The organism is Bacillus cereus group sp. BceL220 (assembly GCF_051776965.1).
Taxonomy (GTDB): domain Bacteria; phylum Bacillota; class Bacilli; order Bacillales; family Bacillaceae_G; genus Bacillus_A; species Bacillus_A cereus.
Genome location: NZ_JBPWBC010000017.1, coordinates 15,045 through 31,417, shown reverse-complemented (window position 1 = coordinate 31,417; position 16,373 = coordinate 15,045). Strand labels below are relative to the sequence as shown.

Sequence of the window (16,373 nt, the reverse complement as noted above, 5' to 3'; positions counted from 1 at the left end):
ATGAAAATCCTCTCTCGTTTATCCCATAAAAGCCCGATTGGTTCAACTAATTAAAGTTTCACTTTATGCTGCGACTTTTTTATGCGTAGGATGTTTACGATAACGTCCACGCATTGCGTATGCAATTTGCGGGATTGCAATCCCAATTAATATAAGTGATACACCGAACCATTGTGAAGATAGTACAGCCTCTTTTAAAACGAATACGGACATAATTGTTGTAACTGGTAGTTCCGCTGCACCAAGAATAGTCGCTAAGCCAGAACCGATTTTTGGAATCCCGATTGTAAAGGCAATAGATGGAATGACGATACTAAATGTTCCTAATCCTAAACCGTATTTCCAAAGACCTTGAGAAATGGCACCATTAAAAATAAATGTTGGTGGGAATACAATCATGACTAAAGTTAAAGCACCAGTCATTAAGAGAACACCGCGCGGTAATGAAGGTACTTCAACAGCAACTTTTCCGCTCACGAAAATGTATGTTGCGAATGTAACAGCAGATAATAAACCTAAAATGATTCCAGTCGTATCGAAAGCACCTGCTGATTGTTCTAGTAAACCACTTGATAAAAATGTCCCTACAAGTAAGAAAATAACAGAAATAACTTTTTCTCTTGAAGGTAATGTTTTTGTTGCGACTGCTTCAATGATAATTCCGACCCAAACGAATTGGAATAAAAGAATAATTGCAATAGAAGCTGGTACAGTTTTTAATGAGGCATAATAAAAAATTCCGGTAAAACTTGCAGATGTTCCTGCAACGAATAAAAGTAATGCTTGCTTTAAAGGAACGCGATGTCTAGAAAATAGAAGTGTAATAGCAAGCAAAATAATCCAACCGAACAAATATTGGCTGCCAATTACCTCTCCAAGTGAAAATCCTTCTGCATATGCAAGCTTAACAAAAATAGCTAAAATTCCATAACTACACGCTCCTAATAAAACTAAAAGAGAATAACGAAGCATGAAAAATTCCTCCCATCTATATGAAGTTGTTCCGTATCGAAAATATATAACTAGAGGGAAGTATACAAAATTAGAAATAAAGGGTCAAATGAAAGAAAAGTATGACATTTTATAGAATAATAATAAAAGTATGATATTTATGCATAATCTTGAAATTATTAATAGTAGAAGTATTATAAAATCAACTTTGCATTGTATAGAGACAGCATTTGAAAAAAATATTTTTTAAACAAATATGTAAATAGACGTACTAGTAGCGTGCTAATTATTTGAGAAACTATGTTACCTTTGTTATGTTAATAACAATTAAAGGAGTTTCATAATGCATTTGAGTTTTTTCTATATAATAGAAGGAAATGAAAACGTTTTATTAGAAACTGTGAGGAAATATGTTTTTTCTTATTGCCACGTTGTAAAAGTGATTTCACGAATTGTTCATAGTATTTTTATGTGTTTTTGTTACAATATTTAGGGAGAGGAGTGGAATGATGCAAGATATTAGTATTTTTTTAGCGTTTGGCGCCGGGTTCTTATCATTTATTTCCCCATGTTGCTTACCGCTTTATCCGGCATTTTTATCGTACATAACAGGTATGTCGGTTTCTGAATTGAAAGAAGAAAATGCAATGCTTCGCAAAAGAAGTATGATACATACAGCGTTTTTCTTACTTGGATTTTCAATTATATTTATTGCAATTGGATTTGGTACAAGTTTTATTGGAGGAATCTTTACTGACTATAAAGATTTAATCAGACAGTTAGGTGGTATCTTTATCATCGTGTTCGGTTTAATTATTGTCGGGGTGTTTAAGCCGAAATTTTTAATGCAAGACCGTAAATTTACATTTAAAAATCGTCCAAGTGGCTATTTTGGATCAGTACTAATTGGATTAGCCTTTGCAGCAGGGTGGACGCCATGTACCGGACCAATTCTAGTGTCCGTAATTGGATTAGCAGCAACAAACCCAGAATCAGCAATGATTTACATGATTGCTTACATACTTGGATTTGCTATCCCGTTTTTCGTACTGTCATTTTTTATTACGAAAATGTCTTGGATTAAAAGAAATAGTATGGCCTTCATGAAAGTCGGAGGATACATTATGATTGTTATGGGTGTCTTCCTATACTTTAACTGGATGACGAAAATTATCGTATATTTCTCAAGTTTATTTGGTGGTTTTACCGGTTTTTAGTATTATTCTGCGAAAATGTTGGAAATACTAACGGAAAAGCATATAATGAAAGTATATTTTGCATATAGCCACAAAAAAGGATGAGAAAATATGAACATAGTTGTTTTATCCAGTATCGTTGCTGTTTGTATGGCTGTCGGTGCGATGTTTATTCGTTTAAAAGCAGCTAAGAAACCTGCAACATTGAAAAAAATTATACTTCCGCCATTTTTTATGAGTACGGGCGCATTGATGTATGTTTTTCCTGAATTTCGATTAACTCCAGCAGAAATGTTAGAAGCAATTGGTGTCGGTTTGATTTTCTCTATTTTTCTTATTAAAACATCTAAGTTTGAAATTAGAGGACAAGAGATTTATTTGAAGCGTTCAAAAGCCTTTGTTTTTATATTAATTGGATTACTTGTCGTGCGGATTGTATTTAAAACATACTTAAGCCAATCTCTTGATTTAGGACAACTTAGTGGCATGTTCTTCTTACTTGCGTTTGCGATGATTGTGTCATGGAGAATTGCAATGTATCGTTCCTTTACGAAATTACAGAAGGAAATGGAAAAAGAAGATGGTTTTTATAATGAAAAAGATATGAAGCTAACTTAAAAACTGTATATGTACTAAATAAAAAGACAGCGTTAAAGGCGCTGTCTTTTTTATCGAAAATAATATGGAGTTACTTTGCGAGTAAAGATTTATAGTTAGAATAATCAATCTTTTTTTCTTGTAGTTTTTTAATTAAAAATTTATGATCACGCTTTGGTGTGGCAATGATATATCCTTTAATAATTAAGTCTTGTGTAATTCGAGAGGCATTTTCTTGTAATGCAAGTTCCCCGATTTTTCCAGCGATCTTTGATTTTGCAACATCGCGAAATAGTTCTGGAACAGGGCTTACAAGCTCTTCTAACAATTGTTTTTGTTCGTCAGCCCATAAATGTCTCGTTTTATTTATGTAGTGTTCTTCCCAATCCAAAATGGACATGCCGTCTTCTTTTGGTAATCGTTTTAAAAATTTTCTGAACATAAAGTATCCACCGATAGACATAAGCCCTAATAAAATAACCGTCCATAATACAATGAACCAACTGAACCATCCTTCGAGCAAGCATATCCCCCCTTAATGATAGCGGTTTTCTTTTATTCATATTATATACAGTGAGATTCATAGAAAGCAAGAACGCTTGGTCATTTTGACCAAGCGTTATAGTTTAAACGAAGTATAGTTGTTCAACACATAAATTATTATTATCGTCTTCAACATACTCAATAATAAGTGTGCCAACTTTACGATCTTTATCTTCAGTTGTGAAAATAGAGTAAGAAGTAAAACGTGTTTTTGATAGGCCGCTTATATGTGTAGGTAAAGAAATGTAGTCGTTATCGCGGAAGAATTCCATCAGTTCAATATCCTCAAATTCTTTTCGGTCAACTTGTTTGTTTGTATAGCGGCGTTGAAGTTGTTTTAAAGACTCATTCCAAGAAATTGCTTTTGTGTCGTATACCATTGTTCTATCTCCTTACTGTATGTAATCATTAAGAACATACGTTCTAATCTAGTATACTCTTTTTATTCGAAAAGGGAAAGCAAAAAATAATGTAAGCTTGGATTTCCAAGCTTACATTATTGATGCGTCCGTCATAATCTCTATTTTTTATTATAAGTTAGATAGGAATAAGAAACAAGATGATATATATAATGTTGAGAGTTTTAAAAATTCTGTATATTATAGGTGTACTAAAGTGTAAGGGAATGAGAGGTATGGTATACGTAATTTCACTGCAAGGGCCGATGGCTAGCGGAAAAACAACATTGGCTAAAAGGTTAGAGAGATGTGGGCTTTCGGTTATATATGAAAATCCTTATCCAATTGTAGAAAAGCGAAAGCGATTAAATTTGGATATGAATTCAAAAGAAGGGTTTATCATAAATCAAAAAATGTTTATTGAAGCAAAAATTAAGGAGTTTCAAAATGTGAAAGGTTCAGTCGTAATTTTTGATCGCGGACCAGAAGACATTGAGTTTTTTACACTCTTTTATCCAACGATTATAGGGGAAGAGTGGGATATAGAAGCTGAATTGAAAGGTGAATTATATAAATTAAGAGAATGTCGTTCAGATGCCATTTTTTATTTAGATGTGACGAAAAAGAATGTATATGATAGAAAAAATAACGATAGGACAAGAAAACGAAGTACATTTGAGGAGCAATTTAAATTAGTAGAAACGGAAAAAGATTGGTATAAACAATTTCCTGTAACTTATTTGGATACGAATAGATTAACAGTGGACGATCTAGAGGTATATTTTATGTACTGGTTAAAGGAGAGAGGGCTATGAAAAAAATACTTTTATTTGTATACCCAACATTTGCAGAGTTTGAAATAACAGTAGCAACGGCATTGCTGAAAACGAAGTATGAAATCATAACAGCGGGCTTAACAAAAGAATTGATTATAAGTGAAACTGGGTTGCAAGTGCAGCCGCATATAGAAGTAAGTGAAGTATGTGTAGATGAGTATGAGGGGATACTTATTCCAGGTGGAGAAGAAGTACAGTTGGAAGATGCAAAATCTCTTTTTTCAATCATTCGTCAATTTCATGAACAAGAAAAATTAGTGGCGGCAATTTGCGCTGGACCGTATGCGCTAGCAAAAGCGGGCTTATTTAAGGGGATTTCTTATACTGCGACTATAGATTATCAAAAGTTCGATTGTTTTCCAATAGAAAATTTCGTGTATAAAGAAGTTGTGCAACACTCAAATATCATTACAGCACAAGGGCATGCATTTGTACCATTCGGAATAGCAATTGCCTCTTATTTTGGAGTGGCAGACGAACATAATACAGATTTTTATGGTGGTAAAGGCAATGTAGTAATGGAGAAACTTTTACGAGAAAACGTGTAAAAGCTAGCAAATGCTAGCTGTTTTCTTTTTGACATTGATAAATGGCTAACGTTTTTGGATCACGCCATATACCGTTATGAAGTGACAATTCATTTTCTACTTCTTCTTTTAGCCATACCTTCATTTCCGTGTGAAGGTATGTATTATCAGGTATATTTAGCGACGGAAACATGCTAGAAATATAGTTTACAATCGGAGTAGCATGATGAAAAACGAGAGCATTATGAATAACTGCTTCTTCAACAGTTGGAAAAACAGACTGTAATATCTCTTTACCATTTTCCAAACAAAATGGCGTGACTGAAGATGTTGTTTTCGGTAAATCAAATGCGTCTAACATGCGGTTACACATTTCAACTATACGAGGTAATGTAACGTCAGAATTTGTTGTAGCTAAAAGTGAGCCACCAGGACGTATTACTTTATGGAATCCTTGGATTGTTTTTTCGACGTCTTTCATGTGGTATAACATATGTCTTGCGACGATCCAGTCGTAGCAATTAGCTTCGAAAGGAAGTTTACCAGCGTCACCTAGTCTCCACTCGATTATGCTATTTTTTATTGTAGCTTCAGAAAGCATCGTTTTCGATTGATCCAAACCTGTTAAATGTCCTGTATGACCGTTAGTTTGTAATAGGGAAAGGAAACTCCCGTTAGCGCACCCAACCTCTAATATTTTTTCATCTCCTTGAAGTTGTAAATGATCCATGACGACTTCATCTAAATTCACATGTTTTTCTTCATAATGTTTATGCGTATTAATACGTGTTTGTAAATGGTTACTTACGTTGTATTGGCGTTTTACATCATTCATCTTTTCGCATTCCACTTTCGTGCAAAATTGCTGAATTGCGTGCGTTAATACATCTGTTTTCTTTAAACCTTCGTAATGGAGTGCTAATTCAAACCTTTCAAGTAATTTCTCTTCAATTCGAAAATGAATATCTTTTCGTTTTGTCACTGAAATTTCGCCCCTTTGCATCTGTTAGTGAGACTATAGCACGTCTGGAAATTTTGTGTAAATCATTTGTGTACACAAAATTATGGGGATGAAAAAAATATTTGAATATGATTTTAAACTATTGACGATTTAAATGTTTTCATATATTCTTAAATTGAGTAATATTCAAATAATTCAAAAGAAATGAGAGAGTCACATGCTTCTTCAAGGAACACATCGAATTGGTCGTATGGCCATGCTGTTGGCACTTGCGGATGAGAATGAAAGTCCTGTATTATCCATTCCAAAAGGTTGGAAGTATTGTACGGGGAAAGTGGGTTCAATGAATTCGCAAAAGGTTGTCGCAGCAATGGAAACAGCGGCTAAAAGCAACCAAGTTATTGAAACAGACGTTTACAGAGAAACACATGCACTTTATCATGCAATTATGGAAGCTTTGTACGGAGTGACGAGAGGTCAAATTCAGTTAGCAGACGTTCTTCGTACAGTAGGACTTCGTTTTGCGATTGTGCGCGGTACACCATACGACGGAAAAAAAGAAGGCGAATGGGTTGCTGTTGCATTATATGGAACGATTGGTGCACCTGTAAAAGGATCTGAGCATGAGGCGATTGGTTTAGGAATTAATCACATATGATTTGCCCATAGTCTATTAGTTAGAAGGGGGCCTTACTTTTTTAGGACAGAAGTCTGTCTTAAAAAGATAAGGTCCCCTTTTGCCTTTTTAAGGAGGAAAAATGATGATTACGTTAACAGGACATACATTGACAGTTGAAGAAATGAAGAGGTTATTACTGGAAGGAGAAGGTGTAACAGCTTGTCCAACTAGTATGCAAAAGGTAGCGGAGTGCCGCGAAGTAGTTGAGAAAATTGTAGAGGACGGAAGAGTCGTTTACGGAATTACAACTGGATTTGGAAAGTTTAGTGATGTGCTTATCCAAAAAGATGATGTAAAGGCACTTCAGCATAATTTAATTCAGTCACATGCATGCGGGATTGGTGATCCATTCCCTGAAGAAGTATCGCGCGGAATGTTAATTTTACGAGCAAACACGATGCTTAAAGGAGTATCAGGCGTAAGGCCGCTTGTTGTAAATATGCTTCTTGAGTTTGTAAATCGTAAAATTCATCCAGTCGTTCCGCAACAAGGTTCACTTGGTGCAAGTGGAGATTTAGCGCCTTTATCTCATCTCGCGCTCGTATTATTAGGCGAAGGTGAAGTGTTCTATAAAGGGAAACGCGTTCATGCAATGGTTGCTCTTACAGAAGAAGGGCTTGAGCCAATTGAACTTGAAGCGAAAGAAGGTCTTGCGTTAATTAATGGTACGCAGGCGATGACGGCACAAGGAGTTCTTTCTTATATAGAAGCAGAAGCAACGGCGTATCAAGCTGAACTAATTGCTTCGATGACAATTGAAGGGTTACAAGGCATTATTGATGCATTTGATGAAAATGTTCATAAAGCACGTGGTTATAAAGAGCAAGTGGAAGTAGCAAGCAGAATTCGTGACATTCTTCATGATAGTAAATTAACAACAAAACAAGGAGAACTACGTGTACAGGATGCCTATTCACTTCGCTGTATCCCGCAAGTACACGGTGCTTCTTGGCAAGTTTTAAATTATGTGAAAGAAAAATTAGAAATTGAAATGAATGCAGCAACAGATAATCCGCTTATCTTTGATGGTGGGGAAAAAGTAATTTCGGGCGGGAATTTCCATGGTCAACCGATTGCGTTTGCGATGGACTTCTTAAAAGTAGGAATGGCAGAACTTGCAAATATTTCAGAACGTCGTATTGAGCGTTTAGTAAATCCGCAATTAAATGATTTACCACCATTTTTAAGTCCAGAACCAGGACTACAGTCAGGTGCAATGATTATGCAATATGCTGCAGCGTCACTAGTTTCTGAAAATAAAACGTTAGCACATCCGGCGAGTGTAGATTCAATTCCGTCTTCTGCTAACCAAGAAGATCATGTAAGTATGGGAACAATTGCTTCACGCCATGCACATCAGATCATTCAAAATGCAAGACGTGTTCTTTCAATTGAGATGATTTGTGCAATGCAAGCAGCAGAATATCGCGGTATTGAAAACATGAGTGCAGTGACGAAGAGCTTCTACCATCAAGGCCGTCAACAAGTACCTTCTATTACAAATGACCGCATATTCTCAACTGATATTGAAAATATTGCGCATTGGTTAAAAACGAATTATTCGATAAAAGAAAGATTAGATGTAAACGCAGCACTATAAAATGAGAAAAGGGAGAGATTGAAATGGAAAAAGTACAACAAACAATTCGCGCGCCAAGAGGTACAGAGTTACAAACGAAAGGTTGGGTGCAAGAAGCAGCACTTCGAATGTTAATGAACAATTTAGATCCTGAGGTAGCTGAAAAACCAGAAGAATTAGTTGTATATGGTGGAATTGGCCGTGCAGCTCGTAACTGGGAAAGCTACAATGCAATCGTAGATTCATTAAAAACGTTAGAAAGCGATGAAACGTTACTTGTTCAATCAGGAAAACCAGTTGCCATTTTTAAATCACATGAAGACGCGCCGCGTGTTCTGTTAGCGAATTCAAACTTAGTACCAAAATGGGCGAATTGGGATCACTTCCGAGAACTAGAGAAAAAAGGTCTTATGATGTACGGACAAATGACAGCTGGTAGCTGGATTTACATTGGAACACAAGGGATTCTACAAGGAACATATGAAACATTTGGTGAAGCAGCTCGTCAACATTTTGAAGGTTCATTAAAAGGTACATTAACACTTACTGCTGGTTTAGGTGGTATGGGTGGTGCACAACCTCTTGCTGTAACGATGAATGGCGGTGTTGTCATTGCTATTGATGTAGATAAGCGTAGTATCGATCGTCGTATTGAAAAGAGATATTGTGATAAGTATACAGAATCATTAGAAGAAGCATTGGCTATTGCAAACGAGTATAAAGAGAAGAAAGAGCCTATTTCAATTGGATTATTAGGCAATGCAGCAGAAATTTTACCTGAGTTAGTAAATCGTAATATTATCCCTGACTTAGTTACGGATCAAACATCTGCTCATGACCCATTAAACGGTTATATTCCAGTAGGTTATACGTTAGAAGAGGCAGCGAAACTTCGTGAAGAAGATCCAGAACGTTACGTACAATTATCAAAAGAAAGTATGACAAAACATGTAGAAGCAATGCTTGTAATGCAAGAAAAAGGCGCAATTACATTTGATTATGGAAATAACATTCGCCAAGTTGCTTTCGATGAAGGCTTGAAAAATGCATTCGATTTCCCAGGATTCGTTCCAGCATTTATCCGTCCATTATTCTGTGAAGGAAAAGGACCGTTCCGCTGGGTAGCACTTTCTGGTGATCCAGAAGATATTTATAAAACAGACGAAGTAATTTTACGCGAGTTCGCTGATAATGAACATTTATGTAACTGGATTCGTATGGCTCGTCAGCAAGTTGAATTCCAAGGTCTTCCATCACGTATTTGTTGGTTAGGTTACGGTGAGCGTGCGAAATTTGGTCGCATCATTAATGAAATGGTGGCAAATGGTGAATTATCAGCACCAATCGTAATCGGTCGTGACCATTTAGATTGCGGATCAGTAGCATCTCCAAACCGTGAAACAGAAGCGATGAAAGACGGTAGTGATGCAGTAGCAGACTGGCCAATTTTAAATGCATTAATTAACAGTGTAAACGGTGCAAGCTGGGTGTCTGTTCACCACGGTGGCGGCGTTGGTATGGGGTATTCACTTCACGCTGGAATGGTTATCGTTGCAGATGGAACAGAAGCAGCAGCAAAACGTATTGAACGCGTATTAACTTCTGACCCTGGTATGGGTGTTGTTCGTCACGTAGATGCTGGGTATGACTTAGCTGTTGAAACTGCGAAAGAAAAAGGCGTTAACATTCCAATGATGAAATAAGGAGGAGAAAACATGCTGGACACTTTACTAATAAATATCGGTCAATTACTAACAATGGATCAAGAAGATGGCTTGTTAAGACGGGAAGCAATGAACACGCTTCCTGTTATCGAAAACGGTGTAGTCGGAATTGAAAATGGCGTAATCACTTTCGTTGGAACAGCGGAAGAAGTAAAAGGATTACAAGCGAAAGAAGTTATTGATTGCGGAGGGAAAATGGTTTCTCCTGGCCTAGTTGATCCGCATACTCATCTTGTATTTGGTGGATCTCGTGAAAATGAAATCGCGCTGAAATTACAAGGAGTTCCGTACTTAGAAATTTTAGAACAAGGCGGCGGTATTCTTTCGACTGTAAATGCAACGAAACAAGCATCGAAAGAAGAACTTGTTCAAAAAGCGAAATTCCATTTAGACCGCATGCTATCTTTCGGTGTGACAACTGTAGAAGCGAAGAGTGGTTACGGATTAGATGATGAGACGGAATGGAAACAATTAGAGGCAACTGCACAATTACAAAAAGAGCATCCAGTCGATTTAGTTTCAACATTTTTAGGTGCTCATGCAGTTCCAAAAGAGTATAAAGGAAGATCAAAAGAGTTTTTACAATGGATGTTAGATTTATTGCCAGAAATGAAAGAGAAGCAATTGGCTGAGTTCGTCGATATTTTCTGTGAAACAGGTGTGTTCTCTGTCGAAGAGTCAAAAGAGTTTTTACTAAAAGCGAAAGAGCTTGGCTTTGATGTGAAAATTCATGCAGATGAAATCGACCCTCTTGGTGGTGCGGAAGCTGCTGCTGAAATCGGTGCAGCATCAGCAGATCATTTAGTTGGCGCTTCTGATAAAGGAATTGAAATGCTTGCAAACTCGAATACAGTAGCAACTCTATTACCAGGAACAACTTTCTATTTAAATAAAGAAAGCTTCGCTCGCGGTCGTAAAATGATTGATGAAGGTGTTGCAGTTGCATTAGCTACAGACTTTAACCCAGGTAGCTGTCCAACTGAAAACATTCAGCTTATTATGAGCATTGCAATGCTAAAACTGAAAATGACACCAGAAGAAGTTTGGAATGCCGTAACAGTTAACTCATCTTATGCCATTAACCGTGGTGATGTAGCTGGGAAAATTAGAGTTGGTCGTAAGGCAGATTTAGTGTTATGGGATGCTTACAATTATGCTTACGTACCGTACCATTATGGTGTAAGTCATGTAAATACAGTATGGAAGAATGGGAATATTGCATATACAAGAGGTGAACAATCGTGGAGCACGGCCACTATTTAAAGAAAAATGCAAAGTTTATTGATCGTGAAGTGACGAAATGGAGTGAAATGATTAAAGATTGGGAGGAAGGTGTAGAAATATTCGGTGCTGCCTTAATTGGAGCACCCCTTTCTAAACCATCTATTAGTCATTCAGGTGCATGTTTTGCGCCAAAAACAATTCGTGCGATGTTAGATGCATATAGTACATACGCAATTACAGAAGAACACGATATGAAAGAAAGTGTTCTGTATGATTGCGGTGATATTACGATGCATGTGACGGATATAAAAGAAAGTCATAACCGAATTGCGAAAACAGTTGGTCATGTAACGAAAGTAAATCCGAACATGATACCAATCGTACTTGGTGGTGACCACTCAATTAGTTTTCCAAGTATAACAGGATTTGCAAATAGTAAAGGGAAAATCGGTATTATTCAATTTGATGCTCATCATGATTTACGTAATTTAGATGATGGTGGTCCATCAAATGGTACACCGTTCCGTAGTTTGCTAGAAAATGATGTCATAACAGGAAAACAACTCGTTCAAATCGGCATTCGTAATTTTTCAAATGCACGTGCGTACCATGAATATGCAAAAGAACATGGTGTGACAGTGTACACAATGAAAGACGTACGAAAACGAGAAATAAAAGATATTATCACGGAAAGTATTGAAGTATTAAGAAATCAGGGTGTGACTTCTATTTACATTTCTCTTGATATGGACGTACTAGACCAAGCATTTGCGCCAGGTTGTCCAGCAATTGGCCCTGGTGGGATGGATAGTACTACTTTACTTGATGCAATTGAATTTCTTGGTAAAGAGCCACTCGTTCAAGGGATGGATATAGTAGAAATTGATCCAACTCTTGATTTTAGGGATATGACGAGTAGAGTAGCTGCGCAAGTGATTATGAGTTTTCTTTTAGCGCGGGAGACGATTCGTAAGCAGGTTAGTATATAGACAGAAAAGTAGATCTTTATTTATGCCTTATCAAAAACACATCACTACTTAAATGTAGTGATGTGTTTTTGTGTTAAAAGAGAATGAATGTGTGTGGAACCGTTAATGGAATTGCGGTTTTTATAGTGTATTGTGTAAATTTAATTTCTTGCTTCTGAAGTGTTGACGTGTAAAATAATTTTGTGATAAAATAAAAATTTTGCTAAAAAAATGAATGTGTGTTAAGCTTAAGAAGGTTACCATATATGGAGGTGGATTATTTGTTTCAAATTGGCGATAACATTGTTTATCCAATGCAAGGAGCAGGTATAATTAAAGCCATAGAAGAGAAAGAAATCGCAGGAAAAAAACAACAATATTATGTTATAAAAATGTCGGCTAACAATATGGAAATAATGATTCCTGAAGGCAAAATATTGAACTCAAATATACGACCAGTTACAGATATCAAGGCATTACTACACATAATAGATATTTTTTTGCATGGGGAATCAGATAGATTACTTACGTGGAAACAAAGGTATAAAGTGAACACTGATAAAATAAAAACGGGTAAAATGCAAGAAGGTGCTGAAGTTGTGCGTGATTTAATGCGTATACAGAAAGAAAAAGCACTTAATGCAAGCGAAAAGAAAATGTTAGATAACGCACATGAATTTTTGATTAGTGAACTTGGATTAATTGAAGGTATCACAGAAAATCAAATAAAAAGCTTTTGTTAAGGTTCATTACAAATAATGTATTGCATCCCAAAAAAGATCTTGAATTTTTTGGGAACATAATTATAGGCAATCAATCATTTCAAAGACATTCAACTCTTTCAAACCACTTTTAAAGCATTAACCTCTTTTGTTATTACTACAATCAAATCCATTTTTATTTTAAATTTCTTTTACGAATGTTCGAAGTTTAATTCAATACTTCGATAAAATAGTTACTTGATTTTTGCAATCCTGATTCACACTGGCACGGACGAGGAGCCGTAAGGATGAAAGAGAGGTAGGGCTTTCATTGTTTTAGGTATATAAGTTAGTATTTTTAGAAGAATACTGAACCATATTCACTTCTATTGATAAGGTATTTTTTATATTAAAGAGATAAACGAATTGACAGCCATATATGGTCAACAAAAAAGGTTTCCTTCTAAGGAAACCTTTTTAATATTATTTATAGTATTTTATTTTTTTGATATTCGAATTTTTTATTGTAAAGTCGTAAAAATTGACGTTACTATCTAAAAGTAAGTATGATGCGATTATAGTAAGATTTTTTAGGGGGAAGAAAAATGACAAGTTCAAGTAATAAAGCAGCGAGTATTTATGAAGGAACAAATGTAAACGCTGGTGGATCTTTTGAAAACGTTGAAGAAACAAAGTTGTTTGATCCAATTCAAATTGGAGCTTTGTCTCTTCGTAATCGTATAGCAATGGCACCGATGACAAGATGCTTTGCAGATAATGAGACTGGAGTAGTTGGCGCTGATGTAGTGGAATACTACAGAAAACGTGCTGCGGATGGAATTGGACTAATTATTACAGAAGGAATTGTCATTAGTCCGAGAGCAAAAGGGAACCCAGGAGTACCAGGTATTTATACGCAAGAACAAATCGATTCTTGGAAACCTGTTACAGAGGCAGTACATAAAGAAGGCGGGACGATTATTGCTCAAATATGGCATGTTGGGCGTATGAGTCATCATGAAATAATTGGTGGTCAATTGCCACAAGCACCGTCTGCTATTGCTGCAGAAGGGAATGTTCCGCGTTTTCGTAAACCGTTTGATACACCAGAAGCATTGACGTTAGAAGAAATAGAAGAAGTTATTGGTCAATACGCACAAGCTGCGAAAAATGCAATCGAAGCTGGGTTTGATGGAGTAGAAATTCACGGTGCACACGGATATTTAATTGATCAATTTACTTATGAGTTTGCGAATAAGCGAACAGATAAATACGGTGGTGATTTAAAACAAAGGTTAACATTTATGAAAGAAGTAACGGAGGCTGTAATAGAAGCAGTTGGAGCCGATAAAACACTTCTTCGTTTCTCTGCTTTTAAAGGTGATAACCCTACTTATATGTGGGAAAATCCAGAGCTTGCAATTGAAACGTTCGTAAATATGTTCAAAGAAGTTGGATTAACGATGATCCATCCTTCAACGATGAATTATACGCAAGAGATTGCTGACGGAAAGAATTTTCATCAACTAGTAAGAAAATATTGGGATGGTACGATTGTTGGGGTTGGTAATTTAAATCCGAAAGAGGCCGAAGAAGCGTTGCAAGAAGGAACAATTGATGTAGTGGCATTCGGCAGACCGTTAATTGCTAATCCAGACTTTGTTCATCGAATTAAACATGCTGAAAGTTTAGTTGAATATGACGCGAAAGAGCATCTTGCTACGTTAGTATGAATAAAGATAAAAGGAGAGCACACCGAGTGTTCTCCTTTTATTATGGGATTTCATAGGGGGAAGCGGGATGAGTGAAACGCTACTCGTTATTATTAGTATATTACTATTTTTAATGTTGCTTTTAATCATCTTTTTTATCATTACATTTTTTATAAAAAAACGAACACATCATTCTATTTTAAAGTTACATCCGTACTTAGGAAGAATGCGCTACTTACTGGAAAAGATAGGGCCTGAATTTCGACAATATTGGTTTGATCATGATACGGATGGAAAGCCTTTCTCACGTTATGATTTTCAAAGTGTTATGTTTTTAGCGAAATATCGCTCTGAAATACTTGGTTTTGGATCAAAACGAGATTTTGAAGCTTCTGGCTATTATATTGCTAATACATTATTTCCGATATTAACTGAGGAATTAAGTGTGAATCTTTCGCAAGAGCGGGAAGGTAAAAAGTACATGATTCATAAAGAAGGATTATTTTCAAGAAGAGAAAAATTGACAGCGGATACAACGAATCTTTGGCTGTACGAAGAAGATGATGCAATTATAGTCGGTGAAAACCGTAAATATCCGTGGAAACTACATGGCATGTTTGGAGCATCTGCGACTTCTTACGGCGCGATTGGAGAAAATTATATTTTAGCGAGTGGTTTTGGAGCGAAAATGGCAGGCGGATCGTGGATTAATACTGGTGAAGGTGGCGTTATTCCAGAACATTTACATACAGGAGCGAATATCGTTGCGCAAATTGGTCCAGGGTTATTTGGGTACCGTGATGAGGACGGTAATTTTTCAATGGGAAAATTCATGGAGAAAGCGAAAGAAAGTAATATTAGAGCATTCGAATTGAAATTTGGGCAAGGTGCTAAAATACGTGGTGGTCATCTAGAGGGACAAAAAGTAAATGAGAAAATTGCTTTTGTTCGCAACGTCCGAAAGGGAGAGACGATTAATTCACCGAATCGATTTTCATTTTTAAAGAATGCAGTGGATACACTTTGTTTTATTCAACAGTTGCAAGAAAGCGGCGGTAAACCAGTTGGAATGAAAATTGTAATTGGTCAGCAGGAGCCTTTGGAAGATTTAATAAAAACAATGAAAGAACTAAATATTTACCCAGATTTTATTACAATAGACGGTTCAGAAGGTGGATCAGGGGCAACGTATAAATCGATGGCAGATTGTATGGGACTGCCGCTTATTCCAGCATTACTTACATTTATCGATACAGCAAATTATTATGGTGTCCGTAACAAGTTTAAAGTATTTGCATCGGGTAAATTAATCACACCAGATAAAGTGGCGATTGCTTTAGCGATTGGAGCGGATGCTGTAAGTTCAGCCCGCGGATTTATGATGGCAAGCGGCTGTATTATGGCCCTTCAATGTAATTCTGGCCAATGTCCATCTGGTGTAGCCACGACGAATCCGCATTATCAAAAAGCGTTAGATCCGTATGAGAAGAAGTGGCGAGTCATGAATTATATAATAAGTATGAGATATAGTGTGTTCTCACTCGCAGCAGCAGCGGGAGTAAAGAGTCCGCGCCATTTAATGAGAGAGCATATTGTGTTTAAAGATGAGGTGGGGCGGGTAGTTTCTCTTTCAGAATTGTTTCCTACTAGTAAATAGAAGATGAGCTATGCTTAAATAGAGTTAAAAGTCATACATTTGTATGGCTTTTTTATTTTCTGAATATTATTACTTTAATTTCTTGAAAAATCATTGTAATCCACTGGGATAAAGGCGTTT

Annotated in this window: 17 protein-coding genes; 13 read left to right on the top strand and 4 right to left on the bottom strand. The window is 36.4% G+C overall.

Features of this window, described 5'->3' with window-relative positions; translation table 11 throughout:
- Positions 1–63: 63 nt before the first annotated feature.
- Entirely contained in the window at positions 64–972 is a 909-nt protein-coding gene (locus tag ACS2FK_RS26625; RefSeq protein WP_000947044.1) for an EamA family transporter, read from the bottom strand.
- Positions 973–1,294: 322 nt separating this feature from the next.
- On the opposite strand from ACS2FK_RS26625, the gene ACS2FK_RS26620 reads away from it, so the two are divergent.
- The 3 genes from ACS2FK_RS26620 (at position 1,295) to ACS2FK_RS26610 (ending at position 2,765) form a co-directional block, all read left to right on the top strand.
- Complete coding sequence (locus tag ACS2FK_RS26620) at positions 1,295–1,444, top strand: hypothetical protein (RefSeq protein ID WP_002152557.1); 150 nt, start codon at positions 1,295–1,297, stop codon at positions 1,442–1,444.
- Positions 1,445–1,460: 16 nt separating this feature from the next.
- Positions 1,461–2,168, top strand: coding sequence for a cytochrome c-type biogenesis protein CcdA (gene ccdA, locus ACS2FK_RS26615; RefSeq protein ID WP_001152676.1), 708 nt, complete (start codon positions 1,461–1,463; stop codon positions 2,166–2,168).
- Between the two features lie 90 nt (positions 2,169–2,258).
- Complete coding sequence (locus ACS2FK_RS26610; protein WP_001028640.1) at positions 2,259–2,765, top strand: CcdC family protein; 507 nt, start codon at positions 2,259–2,261, stop codon at positions 2,763–2,765.
- Positions 2,766–2,835: 70 nt separating this feature from the next.
- Here ACS2FK_RS26610 and ACS2FK_RS26605 read toward each other — a convergent pair whose 3' ends face one another.
- Both ACS2FK_RS26605 and ACS2FK_RS26600 read right to left on the bottom strand, forming a co-directional pair.
- On the bottom strand, positions 2,836–3,267 hold the full coding sequence (locus ACS2FK_RS26605; protein ID WP_063548377.1) for a DUF2621 domain-containing protein: 432 nt from the start codon (positions 3,265–3,267) through the stop codon (positions 2,836–2,838).
- A 103-nt stretch (positions 3,268–3,370) separates the two neighbouring features.
- Positions 3,371–3,667, bottom strand: coding sequence for a hypothetical protein (locus ACS2FK_RS26600; RefSeq protein WP_000262400.1), 297 nt, complete (start codon positions 3,665–3,667; stop codon positions 3,371–3,373).
- Positions 3,668–3,912: 245 nt separating this feature from the next.
- On the opposite strand from ACS2FK_RS26600, the gene ACS2FK_RS26595 reads away from it, so the two are divergent.
- On the top strand, positions 3,913–4,500 hold the full coding sequence (locus tag ACS2FK_RS26595) for an AAA family ATPase (RefSeq protein ID WP_140157222.1): 588 nt from the start codon (positions 3,913–3,915) through the stop codon (positions 4,498–4,500).
- A complete protein-coding gene (locus ACS2FK_RS26590; protein ID WP_016512444.1) occupies positions 4,497–5,069 on the top strand; it encodes a DJ-1/PfpI family protein in 573 nt (190 codons plus the stop codon). The genes ACS2FK_RS26595 and ACS2FK_RS26590 overlap by 4 nt, the downstream gene beginning before the upstream one ends.
- A 13-nt stretch (positions 5,070–5,082) precedes the next feature.
- Here the strand turns inward: ACS2FK_RS26590 and ACS2FK_RS26585 are convergent, their stop codons facing one another.
- Complete coding sequence (locus tag ACS2FK_RS26585; RefSeq protein ID WP_063548373.1) at positions 5,083–6,030, bottom strand: class I SAM-dependent methyltransferase; 948 nt, start codon at positions 6,028–6,030, stop codon at positions 5,083–5,085.
- Between the two features lie 196 nt (positions 6,031–6,226).
- On the opposite strand from ACS2FK_RS26585, the gene hutP reads away from it, so the two are divergent.
- From hutP to ACS2FK_RS26545, 8 genes are all read left to right on the top strand, one after another.
- Positions 6,227–6,667, top strand: coding sequence for a hut operon transcriptional regulator HutP (gene hutP, locus ACS2FK_RS26580; RefSeq protein WP_000926516.1), 441 nt, complete (start codon positions 6,227–6,229; stop codon positions 6,665–6,667).
- A 103-nt stretch (positions 6,668–6,770) separates the two neighbouring features.
- A complete protein-coding gene (gene hutH / locus ACS2FK_RS26575) occupies positions 6,771–8,288 on the top strand; it encodes a histidine ammonia-lyase (protein ID WP_063548371.1) in 1,518 nt (505 codons plus the stop codon).
- 23 nt (positions 8,289–8,311) lie between these two features.
- The gene (gene hutU / locus ACS2FK_RS26570; protein WP_023522768.1) at positions 8,312–9,970 is read left to right on the top strand and encodes a urocanate hydratase; all 1,659 of its coding nucleotides are present in this window, start codon (positions 8,312–8,314) and stop codon (positions 9,968–9,970) included.
- A gap of 12 nt (positions 9,971–9,982) precedes the next feature.
- Complete coding sequence (hutI, locus tag ACS2FK_RS26565) at positions 9,983–11,254, top strand: imidazolonepropionase (protein WP_063548369.1); 1,272 nt, start codon at positions 9,983–9,985, stop codon at positions 11,252–11,254.
- Positions 11,233–12,204, top strand: a complete 972-nt coding sequence (gene hutG, locus ACS2FK_RS26560) for a formimidoylglutamase (RefSeq protein WP_023522766.1) — start codon at positions 11,233–11,235, stop codon at positions 12,202–12,204. The genes hutI and hutG overlap by 22 nt, the downstream gene beginning before the upstream one ends.
- A gap of 260 nt (positions 12,205–12,464) precedes the next feature.
- Complete coding sequence (locus ACS2FK_RS26555) at positions 12,465–12,926, top strand: CarD family transcriptional regulator (protein ID WP_175056340.1); 462 nt, start codon at positions 12,465–12,467, stop codon at positions 12,924–12,926.
- Positions 12,927–13,489: 563 nt separating this feature from the next.
- Complete coding sequence (locus ACS2FK_RS26550; protein ID WP_023522763.1) at positions 13,490–14,617, top strand: alkene reductase; 1,128 nt, start codon at positions 13,490–13,492, stop codon at positions 14,615–14,617.
- Positions 14,618–14,684: 67 nt separating this feature from the next.
- A complete protein-coding gene (locus tag ACS2FK_RS26545; protein ID WP_063548367.1) occupies positions 14,685–16,253 on the top strand; it encodes an FMN-binding glutamate synthase family protein in 1,569 nt (522 codons plus the stop codon).
- Positions 16,254–16,373 lie beyond the last annotated feature (120 nt).

Bases quoted from the DNA above. Each gene is read 5' to 3' on its own strand.
- ACS2FK_RS26545 (WP_063548367.1), top strand. From the start codon at position 14,685: ATGAGTGAAACGCTACTCGTTATTATTAGTATATTACTATTTTTAATG.
- ACS2FK_RS26625 (WP_000947044.1), bottom strand. From the start codon at position 972: ATGCTTCGTTATTCTCTTTTAGTTTTATTAGGAGCGTGTAGTTATGGA.
- ccdA (WP_001152676.1), top strand. From the start codon at position 1,461: ATGCAAGATATTAGTATTTTTTTAGCGTTTGGCGCCGGGTTCTTATCA.
- hutH (WP_063548371.1), top strand. From the start codon at position 6,771: ATGATTACGTTAACAGGACATACATTGACAGTTGAAGAAATGAAGAGG.
- ACS2FK_RS26595 (WP_140157222.1), top strand. From the start codon at position 3,913: ATGAGAGGTATGGTATACGTAATTTCACTGCAAGGGCCGATGGCTAGC.
- ACS2FK_RS26600 (WP_000262400.1), bottom strand. From the start codon at position 3,667: ATGGTATACGACACAAAAGCAATTTCTTGGAATGAGTCTTTAAAACAA.
- ACS2FK_RS26590 (WP_016512444.1), top strand. From the start codon at position 4,497: ATGAAAAAAATACTTTTATTTGTATACCCAACATTTGCAGAGTTTGAA.
- ACS2FK_RS26620 (WP_002152557.1), top strand. From the start codon at position 1,295: ATGCATTTGAGTTTTTTCTATATAATAGAAGGAAATGAAAACGTTTTA.
- ACS2FK_RS26550 (WP_023522763.1), top strand. From the start codon at position 13,490: ATGACAAGTTCAAGTAATAAAGCAGCGAGTATTTATGAAGGAACAAAT.
- hutP (WP_000926516.1), top strand. From the start codon at position 6,227: ATGCTTCTTCAAGGAACACATCGAATTGGTCGTATGGCCATGCTGTTG.
- ACS2FK_RS26610 (WP_001028640.1), top strand. From the start codon at position 2,259: ATGAACATAGTTGTTTTATCCAGTATCGTTGCTGTTTGTATGGCTGTC.
- hutU (WP_023522768.1), top strand. From the start codon at position 8,312: ATGGAAAAAGTACAACAAACAATTCGCGCGCCAAGAGGTACAGAGTTA.
- hutI (WP_063548369.1), top strand. From the start codon at position 9,983: ATGCTGGACACTTTACTAATAAATATCGGTCAATTACTAACAATGGAT.